Genomic DNA, 17,039 nt, shown 5'->3' on the forward strand with positions numbered 1-17,039 from the left:
ACCTCCCTTATTTAAGAGTCGATACCATTTGAATCATCTATCGGGTTCTGGTCAAGTGTAAAAACAGTTCGCTGATAAGGTATCCCTTCCAAGTCATAAACCTGATAAATACAATCGAACAATGATTGTAAGTCTTCACTTCGGTCCATTGCCCGTGCAGTAATAAAAATTGGGCTGACCGCGCCGTTATCTAAAATCGGAATATAGTTTAAGTGTGGAAATCGAATGGTATCAGCACTTGCTGGAATAATGCAGATCCCTTCCCCCGCTGCGACTAAGCCCAAAGCCAATTGAATTTCCCGTATCTCATGCATATTTTTGGGAACCAAACTATGTTCGGCAAAAATATTTAAAAGCTGGGTCGAAAAATTGGGTTTCGGTGAAGTGGGATACATAAACATCTTTTCATCAATCAAATCGGCCAGATATACCCCTTCTGTGCGCTGTGCAATTGGATGACTGGTATGCGCGGCAACGACCAAACGCTCTTTACGTAAAAGAATTCGTCTCACGGCAGGATCACTAATTCTTAAACGCCCAAACCCGACATCAATACGACCTTCTTTTAATGCCTGTAACTGTTCGGTTGTACTTAATTCCATGAGCTGAATATTTAGATGCGGCTGCTGCTGACGAAATAAATAAATGATTCGAGGCAACAAACCATAGAGTAAAGACCCGACAAAACCAATGGTCATGCTTCTTTCGATGAGACCAATACGCTTGGTCATACTTTTTATTTCTTCAGCATTCGACAAAAGTTTAACAGCGTGCTGATAAAAGAAATGCCCTGCTGGTGTGGTCTGTAAAGGGCGGCTTCCTCGCTCAAAGAGTTGAATTCCAAGCTCACTTTCCAAATTTTGGATTTGCCGACTCAAAGGCGGTTGAGCAATAAATAATTTTTCGGCTGCCTTGGTGAAGCTCTGTTCTTCTACAACAGCCACAAAATACCGTAAATGTCTTAGTTCCATCAGGTTTCCATACCTTTAAGATATATTAAAATGCAAATTCAGTCTTAGACACAGTTTAACCATTCTTTTAAGGTATATACAAGCAATAACCCGATGAAGTTATAGATCACTTGTATAGCACCGATTGAAATCATACTGGCCAACATTCGATCTATCTTTATCCATTCGCGGTTAAACACCCGACGCGTTTATACGCTTCATTGACATATTAGGATATCAAGACCTTTTAAATCGTAGCGAAGGTCTTGATGACTTCCACCCTTTGGAAAGTCGGAGAACGGACATGCCACGTATTCCTGTAATCAATACCAGCCATCTTGACCGTATTGATGAATTACTTGTAGACAATATCGATACAGGTGAATTTAAACTTCACCGCTCAGTTTTTACTGATGAAGCCTTATTTGACCTCGAAATGAAATACATCTTCGAAGGTAACTGGGTTTACTTGGCACACGAAAGCCAAATTCCAAATAATAATGACTACTACACGACTTATATTGGTCGTCAGCCGATTATCATTGCCCGTAACCGTAACGGTGAACTTAATGCCATGATCAATGCATGTTCACACCGCGGAGCACAACTTTGCCGTTACAAGCGTGGTAACAAAGCAACGTATACTTGCCCTTTCCACGGCTGGACTTTTAATAACTCAGGTAAATTGCTCAAAGTAAAAGACCCAACTGACGCAGGTTACTCTGACTGCTTTAACCAAGACGGCTCACACGACCTTAAAAAGGTAGCTCGTTTTGAGAGCTACAAAGGCTTCTTATTTGGTAGCTTAAATTCCGATGTTCCTTCGCTTGAAGAATTTTTGGGTGAAACCACCAAAATCATCGATATGATTGTTGACCAGTCTGAACATGGTTTAGAAGTTTTACGTGGTTCATCTACCTATACCTACGAAGGCAACTGGAAACTCACTGCTGAAAATGGTGCCGATGGTTATCACGTTTCTGCTGTTCACTGGAATTACGCAGCAACGACTCAGCACCGTAAAGAAACTCAAGCTGCCGATAACATTCGTGCCATGAGTGCAGGTTCTTGGGGTAAACAAGGCGGTGGCTCGTATGGCTTCGAAAATGGTCACATGTTGCTGTGGACACAATGGGCAAACCCAGAAGACCGTCCTAACTTCCCAAAAGCAGACGAATACACCGAAAAATACGGTGAAGCGATGTCGAAATGGATGATTGAGCGTTCACGTAATCTTTGTCTGTACCCAAACGTTTATTTGATGGATCAATTCGGTTCACAAATTCGTGTACTTCGTCCACTTTCGGTCAATCGAACCGAAGTCACCATTTACTGTATCGCGCCTAAAGGTGAAGCACCTGAAGCTCGTGCACGCCGTATCCGTCAATATGAGGATTTCTTTAATGCTTCAGGCATGGCAACACCAGACGATTTAGAAGAGTTCCGCGCTTGTCAGGCAGGCTACGCAGGTATTGCCCTTGAATGGAATGACATGTGCCGTGGTTCAAAACACTGGATTTATGGACCGGACGATGCAGCAAACGAGATTGGTTTAAAACCAATGTTAAGTGGTATCAAAACTGAAGATGAAGGCCTGTATCTGGCCCAGCATCAATATTGGTTAAAGACCATGAAACACGCGATTGCATCAGAGAAAGAAATTGCTGATCAGGGAGAAACAGCATGAGTACTCAAGACAAAGCAACTTTAGAAAATATTGCTCAGTTTCTTTATCGTGAAGCTCGCTTTTTAGATGATGAACAATGGGATGACTGGCTTGAATGCTATGCGCCAGAAGCTTCTTTCTGGATGCCAGCTTGGGATGACGACGATAGATTAACTGAAGATCCGCAATCTGAAATTTCACTTATTTATTATCCAGACCGTCAAGGTTTAGAAGATCGAGTGTTCCGTATTAAAACCGAACGCTCATCTGCAACCATGCCAGACACACGCACAAGCCACAATATTGCCAACGTTGAAGTTCTCGATCGCGATGGAGATAAAGTTACTGTTCGCTTTAACTGGAATACCTTGAGTTTCCGTTACAAGACAAATTACAGCTATTTCGGTATGTCACGTTATGTGATCGATTTTTCAGGTGATCAACCAAAAATCTTGAGCAAGTATGTCGTTTTGAAAAATGACTACATCAATCAAGTCATTGATATTTATCACCTCTAAGACATACCCCCTCAGCTAAACGGACTGTTGGCTGAGGGTAAAAGTTTCAAATATTTTGTAGGATACATGCCATGTCAAACCACAATGTTGCACTTCAATTTGAAGATGGTGTTACACGTTTTATTAACGTAGCTCAAGGCGAAACCCTATCTGACGCAGCCTATCGCCAAAAAATTAATATTCCTTTGGATTGCCGTGATGGTGCATGTGGAACTTGCCGCGCATTTTGCGAGTCAGGTCATTATGACATGCCAGAAGAAAGCTATATTGAAGATGCATTAACACCAGAAGAAGCTGAGCAAGGCTATATTCTTGCTTGCCAATGTCGACCAACTTCAGACGCCGTATTTCAGATTCAAGCATCTTCAGATGTTTGCAAAACAGAAATTCATAGCTTCCAAGGTACTTTAGCCCGCGTTGAAAACTTATCAGACTCAACCATCACATTTGATATTCAACTTGATGATGGCCAACCGGATATTCATTTCCTTGCAGGTCAGTATGTGAATGTTGCAATTCCAGAAACTGGCGAAACACGTTCATATTCATTTAGCTCAAAACCGGGTAATCGTTTAACGGGCTTTGTGGTACGTAACGTACCAAATGGCAAAATGAGTGAATTCTTAAGTAAGAATGCAAAAACTGGCGACAAAATGACTTTTACCGGTCCATTCGGTAGCTTCTACTTACGTAATGTAGTACGTCCAGTGCTTATGCTGGCAGGCGGTACTGGCATTGCCCCATTTATGTCGATGTTACAAGTGCTTGAAGAAAAAGGATCAGAACAGCCAGTTCGCTTAGTCTTTGGTGTCACGAATGACTTTGATTTGGTTGCTTTAGAAAAACTCAATGAGTTGCAGGCGAAATTCCCATGGTTTGAATATCGAACTGTAGTTGCAAGCCCTGAGAGCAACCATGAACGCAAAGGCTATGTGACTGGTCATATTGAATGTGAATGGTTAAATGGCGGTGACGTCGATGTTTATCTATGTGGCCCAGTACCGATGGTAGAAGCTGTACGTGGCTGGTTAGAAACTGAAAATATCAAACCTGCTAATTTCTTGTTTGAAAAATTCTCTGCGAATTAACAGGTGGAGAAATTATCTATGTCAAACCGTCAAAGATTTACCGATAAAGTTGTGATTGTTACGGGTAGTGCCCAAGGTATTGGCCGCGGCGTGGCATTGCAAGTCGCGGATGAAGGTGGACAAGTCGTCATGGCTGACCGCTCTAAATATGTTGAAGAGGTACTCACAGAAATTCAGCGTACAGGTGGTGATGCTGTCACGGTTAATGCTGACCTAGAAACCTATGCAGGTGCACAAGCGGTTGTTGCAAAAGCCATCGAACATTATGGTCGGGTAGATATCCTGATTAATAACGTAGGTGGCGCGATCTGGATGAAACCTTTTGAAGAGTTTTCCGAAGAAGAGATCATTAAGGAAGTAAATCGTTCATTGTTTCCAACGTTATGGTGCTGCCGCGCTGTGTTGCCTGCCATGATTAAGCAACAAGCGGGTGTGATTGTAAATGTTTCTTCAATTGCCACCCGTGGTATTAATCGTATTCCCTACTCCGCATCTAAAGGTGGGGTAAATGCCCTAACAGCGTCTCTTGCTTTTGAACATGCTAAAGACGGGATTCGAGTTAATGCTGTTGCGACTGGTGGAACCGAAGCGCCACCTCGCAAAGTACCACGCAATGCCAACCCGTTAAGTCAAAATGAAAAAGACTGGATGCAACAAGTAGTTGATCAAACAAAAGATCGAACATTTATGGGTCGTTATGGCACAATTCAAGAACAAGTCAATGCAATTTTATTTCTTGCATCAGACGAAGCATCGTATATGACGGGATCGGTCATTCCGGTCGGAGGTGGAGATCAGGGTTAACCCTGATCTTTTTATATATTTGGATAAATAACATGATTTGCATGGAGGCAATCAGACATGGCAACCCTGTTCAAGACATTAAAAAATGACTGGTCCATATCAGCAACAGTTGCGGGCTTTCTTGCAGTTTTAATTTCTTACTCAGGCCCACTGATTATTTTTTTCCAAGCTGCTCAGCGTGCCCATGTGTCCACAGATATGATGGTGTCATGGATTTGGGGAATTTCAATTGGCGCTGCCGTTTCAGGTATTTATCTTTCGATTAAATATAAGACTCCTGTGATTACCGCGTGGTCTGCACCGGGTACTGCCCTGTTAGTTACCCTATTTCCAAACATCTCATTGAATGAAGCAGTAGCCGCCTATATTACTTCTGCCATCGTTATTTTCTTAATTGGCATTACAGGTTATTTCGACAAATTACTGAAGTGGATTCCACAAGATGTTGCTGCGGGCATGATGGCAGGTATTCTTTTTCAGTTTGGTATTAGCCTATTTACCGCATCTGATAGCATGCCTTTGATTGTCTTTAGTATGCTCATTGTCTTTTTAGTTGCCAAACGTTTAATGCCTCGCTACACCATGATTTGGGTGTTAGCTGCCGGAGTTTTATTAAGCCTCATTTTAGGCAAAATGAATCCGGTTGATGTGAGTTTTAATTTAGCAATCCCCCAGTGGATTAGCCCGGAATGGACTTGGAACTCAACACTCAACCTCGCCGTTCCTCTTATTTTAGTCAGTCTAACTGGCCAATTTTTACCGGGTATGGCGATTATGAAACTTAGCGGTTATGACACGCCAGCCAAACCTATTATTACGGCCACCAGTATTGCCTCGTTAGCCGTTGCCTGTGTCGGTGGTATTACCATTGTACTTGCCTCGATTACCGCGGCTTTATGTATGGGTAAAGATGCACATGAACTTAAAGAAAAACGATATATTGCAGGGATTGCCAACGGAATTTTTTATATTTTAGGAGGCTTATTTGCTGGCAGTATTGTCATGCTATTTAGCTTACTTCCTAAAGAGTTGGTGGCAGCACTGGCAGGTTTAGCTTTGCTTGGTGCAATTGCTACCAATATTTCTGTTGCCATGAAAAATGATGGTCAACGTGATGCTGCACTTATTACCTTTTTAGCTAGCGCATCAGGTATGCATTTTCTTGGATTAAGCTCAGTTTTCTGGGGTATTTGTATTGGTGTAATCGCCCATTTCATTCTTACCCCACGCTCAACTCCAGCCACAAATTAAATTTTTATCTAAGTGCCCACCACTAAAATAAAGCTTCAAACGCCAAATCAGGATACAAATAATTCGCTATCCCTGATTTGGCAATTTTTATTTAATATAAATTAAATTTCATTTTTAAGATGAGTTTTTAAAATAATTGACTTTAATATTTTTTATTTATTTTCACTTTAATTCCTAATATAAATTTAGCTATATTTCTAGCTATGATTCTCAGCAATAAAATCTATAAAAAGATATCTATAAAATCCTTAAAATTCTCACAATACAATATTCAACCCTATTTTAAACACAACAAAAGCAACAACCAAAATTATTAAAATAAATTATAATTTTCAATATCTTAACCAAGTAAAAAGACAATACCTTAAAGACATAAAGATATATCAATTAGGTTTTTGACTCTATTCCAATAACAAAATAGTTTATTAAAAAATAACGCGATGTTCCACAAATTGGAGGTGAAGAAAATGGACACAAACAAGGTTAATATTAATGAGTTAATTGATAAAGCCCGTTTTACATCTTTTCATTGGAAAGTTTTAATCTGGTGCTTACTTATTATTATTTTTGATGGATATGATTTAGTTATTTATGGGGTTGCTCTTCCTCTGTTAATGCAGCAATGGTCGTTAACTGCTGTTGAAGCAGGCCTGCTCGCCAGTGCTGCACTATTCGGCATGATGTTTGGTGCCATGATTTTCGGCACACTTTCAGACAAACTTGGACGTAAAAAAACCATCCTGATTTGTGTCACCTTATTTAGCGGATTTACCTTTATAGGTGCCTTTGCCAAAGGACCAACTGAGTTTGCCATTTTGCGCTTTATTGCAGGTCTTGGGATTGGCGGTGTCATGCCAAACGTTGTGGCACTTATGACCGAATATGCACCGAAAAAAATCCGCAGTACATTGGTCGCAATTATGTTTAGTGGCTATGCAATTGGCGGCATGACATCTGCTCTACTCGGCGCATGGCTGGTGAAAGATATGGGCTGGCAAATCATGTTTTTAATTGCTGGTATTCCCTTGTTACTGCTCCCACTCATTTGGAAATTTTTACCAGAGTCTCTCGCCTTTTTAGTGAAATCTAATCATAGCGAACAGGCAAAAAATATAGTGAGTAAAATTGCGCCTCAAACTCAAGTCAATGCCAATACTCAACTGGTGTTAAATGAAAGTACAACAACAGATGCACCTGTCCGTGCACTTTTCCAACAAGGCCGTACCTTCAGCACGTTTATGTTCTGGATTGCTTTCTTTATGTGCTTACTCATGGTGTATGCCTTAGGAAGCTGGTTACCTAAACTCATGCTGCAAGCGGGCTACTCATTAGGTGCAAGCATGTTGTTCCTCTTTGCACTCAATATTGGCGGTATGGTCGGTGCAATTGGTGGTGGTGCTTTAGCAGACAGATTCCATTTAAAACCTGTCATTACCATTATGTTTATTGTGGGATCAGCAGCTTTAATTCTGCTTGGTATTAATAGTCCACAATTTATTTTGTATAGCCTGATTGCGATTGCCGGCGCTGCCACAATTGGCTCACAAATCTTACTCTACACTTTCGTTGCGCAGTTCTATCCGACGGCACTTCGTTCAACTGGTATGGGCTGGGCATCGGGAATTGGCCGTATAGGCGCGATTATCGGACCAGTTTTAACAGGTGCTTTGCTTTCATTTGAGCTTCCTCACCAAATGAATTTCTTGGCGATTGCAATTCCGGGTGTGATTGCTGCACTTGCAATATTTATGGTCAATCTAAAAGCCTCTGTTGCTGCACAAACGCCATCAACTTTTAACCCTCAAAACACGCTTACCCAGCAGTGAACATAAATGCGCCGAGGACTGGCGCATCTTTTTGGAAATGGATTATGGAATTTTTACACCGTTTTAAACCATGTAATTTAGCAATAGCCACATTATTCGGTTTATTAACTAGCTCAAGTTTATGGGCAGCAGACACCACCCAACAAAGTGAAGATGAATGGAAATTCACGCTAAAGAATGCCTATATCAACCGTAATTTTGATAATGATGCACTCAAAGATACTGGCAGTTGGTCTCAAGCCGCATCGCTATTTTATAAGTCGAAAATGCATGACACTCCCTTAGTCATAGCAGATAAGCCAATCGCGATTGGGGCTGATGCTTCTGTCCAATACGCCGTGCGCTTGAGTTCAGACAAACATGTTGCGGATACAGTTTTGCCTTTTAATAAAGAAACGCAATCTCAGGCATCCGACTTTTTAAAATACGGCGCGACCTTAAAACTGGGCTATGACAAAACCCTGTTGAGTGTGGGTGAACTCTGGTTAGACCTGCCTGTAACGGCTGTGGATGCCAGCCGACAATTACTTGCCTCTTATTGGGGAACCAATCTTAAGTCGCAACTTTCAGATCAGCTCTATGCCGAAATTGGACGAGTTGAAAAAGTGTCGCCACGCAATGAAGAGGACTTTAAAAAGTTTTCCTTTACGGCAAATGGGATTACTAAAGAATCCGATGGCCTGAACTACATTGACCTACGTTATCAATTTACGCCGTCACTCAAGGGTGAATATTACTTTGGTAACTTAGAAGACCTCTACAATAAACACTATGTAGGACTTGAGCATAATTGGAAACAACCTAATTTTGCCCTCACCTCTAAGTTTAAATACTTCAATGCAAAAGATGATGGCCATACTTTTGATATCGATGCGCAAAACATTGGGGTATTAGAGACACTTAAAGTAAAAAACCATACCTTTGGCTTGGGCTACCAACAAATTATTGGTGAGTCGGCGTACCCATTACCAGATGGTTTTTTACCAGAAACCTATTTCATTAACTGGAATGCCACTGGCTTCTTTAAAGAAGACGAAAGGTCTTATCATGTGATGTACGGCTACGACTTTAAAGACTATGTGCCTGGCCTAAATGCAATGGTGAAATATGTTTACGGTCATGACTTTAAAGCAGCAAATGGCGAGAAAAACCACGAAACCGAGTCGAATGTGATTTTAAACTATACGTTTCAACAGCCTTTCTTAAAAGGCTTTGCCCTGCAATATATTCGAATTGATTACAACGTAAAACATGGCAATGACTTTGGTGAAGATCGCTTGTTTGTAAACTACACTAAAAAGTTTTAATCATTTTTGATTCAAATGAAGCGGGCTAATTTTGGCTCGCTTTATTATTTTTGTGCCATAAAAAAACGCTCTTACGAGCGTTTTTAATTAATCTAGTAACTTAAGCAACATGCTTTTGTACAACAATCGAACCTACTGAATAACCAGCACCGAAAGATGAAATCACGCCATATTCACCATCATCTACTTCGTGGCCTGTACGATGTAAAGCAATAATTACACCTGCTGAAGAAGTATTGGCAAACTCATCTAGAATAATTGGTGCACGGCTTAGATCTGCATCTTTACCAGCCACATATTTCAAGATTAATTCATTCATGTTGGCATTGGCTTGGTGTAACCAGAAACGCTTAATATCGTTTGCAGTTAACTGCATTTTTTCCAACTGCGCATTAATGATTTTTGCCACCAACGGACAAACATCTTTAAATACTTTGCGGCCATCTTGACGGAATAACTTGTCGTCAACCACTGCATCTTCGCTACGGTTTAAGAAACCAAAGTTATTGCGAATGTTATTTGAAAATTGAGTAAATAAATGAATATCTAAAATTTCAAAACCAGTTTTAGTAGTGGTTTCTTCAATAATAGAAGCGGTCGCCACATCACCAAAAATGAAGTGACAATCACGGTTACGGTAGTCTAGGTGACCAGATGTAATCTCAACATTCACTAATAAAACACGGCGAGCACCTGAACGAATTGCATCTGCCGCTTGTTTCAAACCAAAAGTAGCAGCTGAACACGCAACGTTCATGTCGTAAGCATAACCTTGAATACCAAGTGCTGACTGGATTTCAATTGCCACAGCCGGATAAGCACGCTGCATGTTTGAACAAGCCAAAATCACAACATCAATATCTTCAGCAGTTACACCTGCATTTTCCATTGCCTGTTTTGCAGCAATAACGCCCCACTCTGCTTGAATTGAAAGTTCATCATTTGAACGTTCAGACAAACGCGGACGTAAACGTGTTGGATCAAGAATACCTGATTTCTCAATCACGTAACGACGCTTAATACCAGAAGCTTTTTCAATAAATTCAGCACTTGAACCACGTAATTCTTCTAGTTCGCCTGCTGCAATTTTCTCTGCATTCTCTTGGTTATATTGTTCCACATAAGCATTTAAACTGTCGGCCAGTTCTTCATTAGAAATGATTTCTGTTGGGTGAAATAGCCCAGTACCTGTGATACGAATGCCCATGTAAAACTCCTAAAAAAATGAATAGGGTCTGTTAATCTTTCATTTATAAATTGCGTTGCCAGCTAAAAACAACATAAACAGACCCCGATCTATTTTAACTGATTCCCAAACGATCCCATAACTTTTGTAGTCGAGTTGGCGAAATAGGCATCTTGGTTTTCATCGGCTGAGAAAATAAAGAAATCCGTAATTCTTCCAGCATCAAATACAATTCTTTGATTCTTGGATCATTTTTGAACTTAAATACCTTGTCCATCCATGGATCGACATCGTCAATAGCAGCATGATCTCGCTGTAGATTATTTGGCAATCGATCTAAACGCAATAGCAGCGCTTTTAAATAACGTGGATATTCCTGCCAAAGATCAACTGGCTGACAATAGACAAAATTGCCAAGTGACATTAAATCTAACTGGTCTTCAATATCATCGATACTGCGTCCAAATACGTCCGGATCAAGTACTAAAAGTTGACGACGGATTTGTTGCCACTGAATATAAATATCACTTAATTGCTCAAGTGCTTGCTGCCCATAGCTCAAAAATTGTTTTTTGACCTGTTCTAGCAGTTGATTAAATTCATTAGCATTGATTGGCAAAGTCGTAATTGCCATTTGTAAAGTCGCGTATACCAGCATTTGCTCAAGTTTAGCTTTATCGCCTAATGGTGAATAAGCCAACGCAAGCGGTTTCGAGATCTGCTTTTTCAACTGACGAACCAAATCGCCAAGTTGCATATGGACCAGACGAATAATACCTTCGCGATGTTGTTTAATCGCCTCTGCCTGATCGTTAAATGTTTGTATAACCACGCCGGACTCATCTTTCGCCTCAAGTTCGGCAAAATTTTTAGTTGGCACTAAAGCTTGATATTGTTTAACAACAACACCTGTCACCTTCTGTGAAGCTTCAAAGGTAAAGTTTTCAGGGAAAGTTTTAAATTCACCTTTTTGCTGTTTCACCGGACGATGCGTTTCTACGCGACAACAAGCCTTCAACTCAGCCAAGTCACGGCCTTTGGCGATCAATTTACCTTTTTCATCAATCACCTTAATAAAAGGCACCAAATACGGATCTATGCGTTCAAATGAAAAATCTTTTTCCGTAATCTGCTCACCACGTAAAGCAAATGCCAGATAGCTAAAGATATGTTGTCGCAAATGTACAGCATCAATACCTTGCATGAGCTTACGCGCCGTATCTGGAATCGGTACAAGGTTACGACGTTTATCTTTTGGTAAGGCTTTCAATAATGCTTCAATGAGATCTAAACGCCAGCCTGGAATCCCCCACGACCAAATATTTTCATCTACCTGAGGCAATGCCTGTACCGGAATTTGGACCGTTGCGCCATCTTCATCATGGCTTGGGTCAAAACGATAAGTAGTTGCCAAGCGTAACTGACCATTATGTAAATGATCAGGGAATTGCTGCGTGGTCGGACGGTCATTGAGCCAAAGCGCATCATCTTCTACATATAAATAACGTGGATTCTTTGCTTCTACAGTTGCACGCCAGTCTTCAAAACTACGACGACTCGCAATTTCTTCAGGAATTTTCGACGCATAGAACTGATAAATCGTTTCTTCATCGACCACCAAATCGCGGCGACGTAATTTATCTTCAACTCGCTCTACTTCTTCAAGTTTAAGCAAGTTGTGTTTTAAAAATGGTGGAACTGTACCCAGATTTCCCGTGGTTAATGCATCACGTAAGAAAATCTCATGTGCAGCAGGTTGATCAACTTTTTCAAAATTAACCAAACGCTTCGGTTCAATAATTAAACCAAACAATGAAATTTGTGCATAAGCATTTACAATACCGGCTTTTTTAGACCAATGTGGTTCGAAATAGTGATATTTCAATAAGTCGCGTGCAGCAAGCAAAATCCATTCAGGATCAATTTTTGCTAATGTACGTAAATAGACTTGAGAGGTTTCCACCATCTCAAAAGCCATCACCCACGCAGTATTGGTTTTGTGCAATGTGCTGGCTGGAAAAACTTTTGCCTTCTGCTGACGCACTGCCATAAAGGTATTACGTTCATCAGTTTTATTGGCAATAAAAGACAATAAACCAGTCAGCAACGCACGGTGCAAGTTTTCATAATTTGCAGGCTTTTCATTAAAACTAAGTTTTAAACCTTCGGCCAGCTCAACCAGCTGCTGGTGTGTCTGTTTCCATTCACGTAACCGTAACCAGCTTAAGAAATGCTGCTTAGCAAATTGACGACGCTTGTTTTCCGACATTCCTGCTTCACCTTTAGGATTTAAAGTATCCCAAAGTTTTAAATAAAACAGAAAATCTGAATCTGCCTCTTTGAATAATGCATGCTTTTGATCAGCTTGCATTTGTTTATCTGCTGGACGTTCACGCGGGTCTTGAACTGCAAGTGCACTGACCACCACCAAAATTTCTTTGAGTACACCAAAATGAGCCCCACCCACAATCATACGTGCGAGTCTTGGATCAATCGGCATACGTGCCATCATTTGGCCGACTTTGGTCAGTTCGTTTTTCTTCTCGTTCAGCGCACCTAACTCAATCAGCAACTTACGACCATCATTGACTAGACGGAAATCTGGCGGCTCAATGAAATCAAAGTTTTCCAGCTCACCTAAACCTAAGCTCTGCATTTGCAAAATAACCGATGCCAAGTTGGTTCGCTTAATTTCAGGCTCGGTAAACTCAGGACGACTTAAAAAGTCTTCTTCGCTATATAAACGAATACACACACCTGGAGCAACACGACCACAACGCCCTTTACGTTGATTTGCTGCAGCTTGTGAAATTGCCTCAATCGGTAAGCGTTGCACGCGTGAACGGTAGTTATAACGAGATATACGTGCAAAGCCGCTATCAATCACGTAGCGAATATTAGGAACAGTCAGTGCAGTTTCTGCAACGTTCGTCGCAATAATAATACGGCGGCCCTTTCCACTTGGGCTAAAAATCTTTTGTTGCTCAGAAACGGCTAAGCGTGCATACAAAGGTAAAATTTCGGTATGTCTCGGCCCGTACTTTTGTAAGGTTTCCTGCAATTCTCGAATTTCTTGCTCTGTACTTGAGAAAATCAGAATATCTGCATGTTCTGGATGGCCTTTTTCTTCGGCATCAGCAAAGCATTCCTCTACAGCTTGTACGACTGCACGCGGCAGGTTTTCTTCAAAGTCATCGAACTCGTCGTCATCACTACCACCAATATTCATTTCTGAAATTGGGCGATAACGCACTTCAACCGGATAACTACGCCCTTCTACTTCAAAAATTGGTGCATTATTAAAGTAGTTACTAAAACGATTTACATCTAAAGTTGCCGAAGTCACGATGACTTTTAAATCTGGGCGTTTTGGCAGTAACTGCTTTAAATAACCCATAATAAAATCGATATTGAGTGAGCGCTCATGCGCCTCATCAATAATAATGGTGTCATATTTAGACAAGAAGCGGTCATTGCCTAACTCGGCAAGCAAAATACCGTCGGTCATTAACCGGACAATCGAATCTTGCGAACCTTGTTCATTAAAACGGATTTTAAAACCAATTGACTCGCCAAGTTTTTCGCCGACTTCTTCTGCAATACGCTGCGACACACTACGTGCAGCTAAACGACGTGGCTGGGTATGACCAATCATACCAGTCAAGCCACGCCCTGCTAACATTGCAATTTGGGGGAGCTGAGTAGTTTTCCCTGATCCTGTTTCACCTGCCACAATAATGACCTGATGCTTTTGAATCGCTTCTATTAAACGGTCAGCATATTGGGTTACAGGAAGATCCTGATTTAATTTGATTTTTGGCAAGCGTTCAAAACGCTGTCTAACTTTTGCATTAGACTGTTCAAATAATTTTTCAATCTCTGCAGTATTGGCTTTTTTATCTTTACGTAAACGATTTAAACGGTAACGATCTCTCGCCATCACCCATTGATCTATATTTAAACCATTCAGCACAGATAAATTTTCCTGAAAATTCAACAATCCTCTATTTTACGCCTTAATGACCATAAGGTAAAACAATTGGTTTTTTATATATTTTTAATTTTTTTACATTTCACCCTTGAATTTTTAATATGTAAGCTTCATGTTGTTAGGCAAGTTTCTTTTACTATAACTGTCATTTGATTTACATGTTTTTGCAGTCAAATCGAATACAGTATTTGGGGACTTAAAAATCGAAAATTTCATACTTATTCAATTTTCCGATTTTAGTCATGTAAAAATACTATTTCCCCAATAAAGAATTTTTATTTATTCTACATCTCGTAAACAAGTTTAAATATAAACCTCAATCATGGAGACAATGATGAGCTTGATTAATACTGAAGTTAAACCTTTCCAAGCAACTGCTTACCACAACGGCCAATTCATCGAAGTGAACGAAACTAACCTTAAAGGTAAGTGGTCTGTTGTATTCTTCTATCCTGCTGACTTCACTTTCGTATGTCCTACTGAGCTTGAAGACTTAGCTGATAACTACGCTGAATTCCAAAAATTAGGCGTGGAAATCTACGGTGTTTCTACTGACACTCACTTCACTCACAAAGCTTGGCACGACACTTCAGACGCGATCAAGAAAATCCAATACCCATTAATCGGCGATCCAACTTGGACTCTTTCTAAAAACTTTGACGTTTTAATCGAGTCTGAAGGTTTAGCTGACCGTGGTACTTTCGTTATCGATCCAGAAGGTAAAATCCAAATCGTTGAAATCAACGCTGGCGGTATCGGTCGTGACGCATCTGAACTTCTTCGTAAAGTAAAAGCTGCTCAATACGTACACTCTCACCCAGGTGAAGTTTGCCCAGCTAAATGGAAAGAAGGCGAAGCAACTCTTGCTCCATCTATCGACCTAGTTGGTAAAATCTAATCTCTCTTAGATTTTAAAAACCTAAAGAACCATCCTTTATCGGATGGTTCTTTTGTTTTGAATAAGCACATCACATTTTCTACTGATACTTTTACAATTCTGCCCTTCCCCGTTACCTAAACATTGAGTAATGTCAAATAAACAACTGGTTAATTTTTGAGTACGTTTGATATGAAATAAAGGGGTACATTTATGGCGAATACAGCGGTCGTCACTTCATGGAAATACAATGCGACATCGCGTCATTTAAAAATCTTTTATAGCGATGGCTCAGGAGATCTTTATCATCCTGTTCCTGAGTTTGTTTATGACAACTTATTGCGTTCAACTGATAAAGCCGCTTTTGTACACAAATACTTAGAATTTAATTTGCACTTTACCCGACTCTCTTTGGTGATTGCCTCATAAAATTATAAAAAAGGCCTGTTCGAAAACAGGCCCCAACTGGAATATGAAAAATTATTTCAGCATAACTATTTTGTGACCACTAAACACAAACCTGCGCCGACAGGCAAAATGCTACTCATGTAATCCGGATCTTTTTTAATTAAGGCTATAAATCGATTTACTTCTGCCGCATGGGATATCACATTATCGACAACTAAAACCCCACCTTTAGGCTTCATTAGGCGTTTTAAATCTGGCCAATAATTTTCATATGCATCGCGTTCAGCATCTAACAAAATAAAATCAAATTTTTCCTGAGCTGCTTTTAAGTAATCGGCTGCATCTCCTACCCAAAATTGAACAATCTCACTGAGCTCTAACTCAGCTACATGACGTTTTGCCTCTGCACTTCGCTTTGCATCAATTTCAACTGTAATGACTTGCCCACCAGTCGCTTGGGCAGCTTCGGCAAGCCACAAAGTTGAATAGCCTGTTGAAGTGCCAATTTCCAAAATAGACTTGGCTTGCTGCATACGAATAAGCTGGGAAATTAACTGGGCAGATTCTACTTCTATATTACGATATCGTTGTAAACGATCGGATTGCTGTGAGTCATGCTGTTTAAAGGTGTCATATAAATCAGCAACTCTTTGTAAGAAAATAGTATTTGGCATCTATTTTACTCCTTCTTTATATGACAGCCATTTTATTTAAGTACTTTGTATTAATTTAAAACGCGGTACGATGCTACCATCACTCATTTGCACAGTTTCAGTAAACATATCAAGTGGTCGAACCCAAGTTGAATAATCACCATATAAACATTGATAAACGACCAATTCCTCTTCAGTTTCACTGTGTTTTGCTACAGAAAAAACTTGATAGAGATTACCTTTATAATGCTGATAAATGCCGCGTTGCAATGACATGAAAGTACCTTTTAATGTTATGACATAAAATCTTTACAGCCATATAACATATATAAATTTTCAAACACTTTCACTTTAAAATACTGCAAAACTAAAAATGAAATTAAGATGCTCTTTTGTACTTTCTTAACTTACGCGTTGTTGCAAATCAACATTCAAAAAAACGATTAAATTCATAAAAACATACTGTTTTACCTATTCATTGTTTTAACGTACTATGCATCTATTGAAAGAATTC

General features: G+C 40.1%; 13 protein-coding genes and 1 pseudogene. 9 read left to right on the top strand and 5 right to left on the bottom strand.

The genetic code is table 11. From position 1 onward, the window contains the following. Positions 1–11 precede the first annotated feature (11 nt). The gene (locus R5R67_RS13920) at positions 12–971 is read right to left on the bottom strand and encodes a LysR family transcriptional regulator (RefSeq protein WP_000423281.1); all 960 of its coding nucleotides are present in this window, start codon (positions 969–971) and stop codon (positions 12–14) included. A gap of 283 nt (positions 972–1,254) precedes the next feature. On the opposite strand from R5R67_RS13920, the gene benA reads away from it, so the two are divergent. From benA to R5R67_RS13960, 7 genes and pseudogenes are all read left to right on the top strand, one after another. Beyond that, positions 1,255–2,637, top strand: coding sequence for a benzoate 1,2-dioxygenase large subunit (gene benA / locus R5R67_RS13930; RefSeq protein WP_009520430.1), 1,383 nt, complete (start codon positions 1,255–1,257; stop codon positions 2,635–2,637). Next, positions 2,634–3,153: pseudogene (benB, locus tag R5R67_RS13935) on the top strand (benzoate 1,2-dioxygenase small subunit). Before benA ends, benB begins: the two are co-directional and overlap by 4 nt. Before the next feature lie 52 nt (positions 3,154–3,205). Continuing rightward, entirely contained in the window at positions 3,206–4,222 is a 1,017-nt protein-coding gene (benC, locus tag R5R67_RS13940) for a benzoate 1,2-dioxygenase electron transfer component BenC (RefSeq protein WP_009520462.1), read from the top strand. 18 nt (positions 4,223–4,240) lie between these two features. Beyond that, the gene (locus tag R5R67_RS13945) at positions 4,241–5,026 is read left to right on the top strand and encodes a 1,6-dihydroxycyclohexa-2,4-diene-1-carboxylate dehydrogenase (protein WP_009520434.1); all 786 of its coding nucleotides are present in this window, start codon (positions 4,241–4,243) and stop codon (positions 5,024–5,026) included. Between the two features lie 57 nt (positions 5,027–5,083). Next, positions 5,084–6,277: a benzoate/H(+) symporter BenE gene (gene benE / locus R5R67_RS13950; RefSeq protein ID WP_002048035.1), complete on the top strand. Its 1,194-nt coding sequence runs from the start codon at positions 5,084–5,086 to the stop codon at positions 6,275–6,277. Between the two features lie 467 nt (positions 6,278–6,744). Continuing rightward, the gene (locus R5R67_RS13955; protein ID WP_009520456.1) at positions 6,745–8,103 is read left to right on the top strand and encodes an aromatic acid/H+ symport family MFS transporter; all 1,359 of its coding nucleotides are present in this window, start codon (positions 6,745–6,747) and stop codon (positions 8,101–8,103) included. Positions 8,104–8,147: 44 nt separating this feature from the next. Next, a complete protein-coding gene (locus tag R5R67_RS13960) occupies positions 8,148–9,410 on the top strand; it encodes an OprD family outer membrane porin (protein ID WP_009520438.1) in 1,263 nt (420 codons plus the stop codon). A 100-nt stretch (positions 9,411–9,510) separates the two neighbouring features. Here R5R67_RS13960 and R5R67_RS13965 read toward each other — a convergent pair whose 3' ends face one another. Then, the gene (locus R5R67_RS13965) at positions 9,511–10,617 is read right to left on the bottom strand and encodes a beta-ketoacyl-ACP synthase III (RefSeq protein ID WP_000512836.1); all 1,107 of its coding nucleotides are present in this window, start codon (positions 10,615–10,617) and stop codon (positions 9,511–9,513) included. Positions 10,618–10,711: 94 nt separating this feature from the next. After that, positions 10,712–14,569, bottom strand: a complete 3,858-nt coding sequence (gene hrpA / locus R5R67_RS13970) for an ATP-dependent RNA helicase HrpA (RefSeq protein ID WP_318754908.1) — start codon at positions 14,567–14,569, stop codon at positions 10,712–10,714. A gap of 352 nt (positions 14,570–14,921) precedes the next feature. On the opposite strand from hrpA, the gene ahpC reads away from it, so the two are divergent. After that, on the top strand, positions 14,922–15,485 hold the full coding sequence (ahpC, locus tag R5R67_RS13975; protein ID WP_000052794.1) for an alkyl hydroperoxide reductase subunit C: 564 nt from the start codon (positions 14,922–14,924) through the stop codon (positions 15,483–15,485). Positions 15,486–15,677: 192 nt separating this feature from the next. Next, complete coding sequence (locus R5R67_RS13980) at positions 15,678–15,893, top strand: KTSC domain-containing protein (RefSeq protein ID WP_000024050.1); 216 nt, start codon at positions 15,678–15,680, stop codon at positions 15,891–15,893. Between the two features lie 65 nt (positions 15,894–15,958). On the opposite strand, the gene R5R67_RS13985 is transcribed toward R5R67_RS13980, so the two are convergent. Both R5R67_RS13985 and R5R67_RS13990 read right to left on the bottom strand, forming a co-directional pair. Beyond that, on the bottom strand, positions 15,959–16,546 hold the full coding sequence (locus R5R67_RS13985) for an O-methyltransferase (protein WP_001133993.1): 588 nt from the start codon (positions 16,544–16,546) through the stop codon (positions 15,959–15,961). Positions 16,547–16,582: 36 nt separating this feature from the next. Continuing rightward, positions 16,583–16,801 (bottom strand): DUF1653 domain-containing protein, encoded by a 219-nt coding sequence (locus tag R5R67_RS13990; protein ID WP_000058244.1) that lies wholly within the window; start codon positions 16,799–16,801, stop codon positions 16,583–16,585. Between the last annotated feature and the right edge of the window lie 238 nt (positions 16,802–17,039).

The sequence above is a fragment of the Acinetobacter sp. OYA S30 genome, from assembly GCF_033599315.1.
GTDB lineage: Bacteria > Pseudomonadota > Gammaproteobacteria > Pseudomonadales > Moraxellaceae > Acinetobacter > Acinetobacter baumannii.

Excerpts from the sequence above, each read along its gene's own strand:
- R5R67_RS13920 (WP_000423281.1), bottom strand. The coding sequence starts at position 971 with ATGGAACTAAGACATTTACGGTATTTTGTGGCTGTTGTAGAAGAACAG.
- R5R67_RS13945 (WP_009520434.1), top strand. The coding sequence starts at position 4,241 with ATGTCAAACCGTCAAAGATTTACCGATAAAGTTGTGATTGTTACGGGT.
- R5R67_RS13980 (WP_000024050.1), top strand. The coding sequence starts at position 15,678 with ATGGCGAATACAGCGGTCGTCACTTCATGGAAATACAATGCGACATCG.
- benE (WP_002048035.1), top strand. The coding sequence starts at position 5,084 with ATGGCAACCCTGTTCAAGACATTAAAAAATGACTGGTCCATATCAGCA.
- R5R67_RS13985 (WP_001133993.1), bottom strand. The coding sequence starts at position 16,546 with ATGCCAAATACTATTTTCTTACAAAGAGTTGCTGATTTATATGACACC.
- ahpC (WP_000052794.1), top strand. The coding sequence starts at position 14,922 with ATGAGCTTGATTAATACTGAAGTTAAACCTTTCCAAGCAACTGCTTAC.
- R5R67_RS13955 (WP_009520456.1), top strand. The coding sequence starts at position 6,745 with ATGGACACAAACAAGGTTAATATTAATGAGTTAATTGATAAAGCCCGT.
- R5R67_RS13965 (WP_000512836.1), bottom strand. The coding sequence starts at position 10,617 with ATGGGCATTCGTATCACAGGTACTGGGCTATTTCACCCAACAGAAATC.
- R5R67_RS13990 (WP_000058244.1), bottom strand. The coding sequence starts at position 16,801 with ATGTCATTGCAACGCGGCATTTATCAGCATTATAAAGGTAATCTCTAT.
- benA (WP_009520430.1), top strand. The coding sequence starts at position 1,255 with ATGCCACGTATTCCTGTAATCAATACCAGCCATCTTGACCGTATTGAT.
- R5R67_RS13960 (WP_009520438.1), top strand. The coding sequence starts at position 8,148 with ATGGAATTTTTACACCGTTTTAAACCATGTAATTTAGCAATAGCCACA.
- benC (WP_009520462.1), top strand. The coding sequence starts at position 3,206 with ATGTCAAACCACAATGTTGCACTTCAATTTGAAGATGGTGTTACACGT.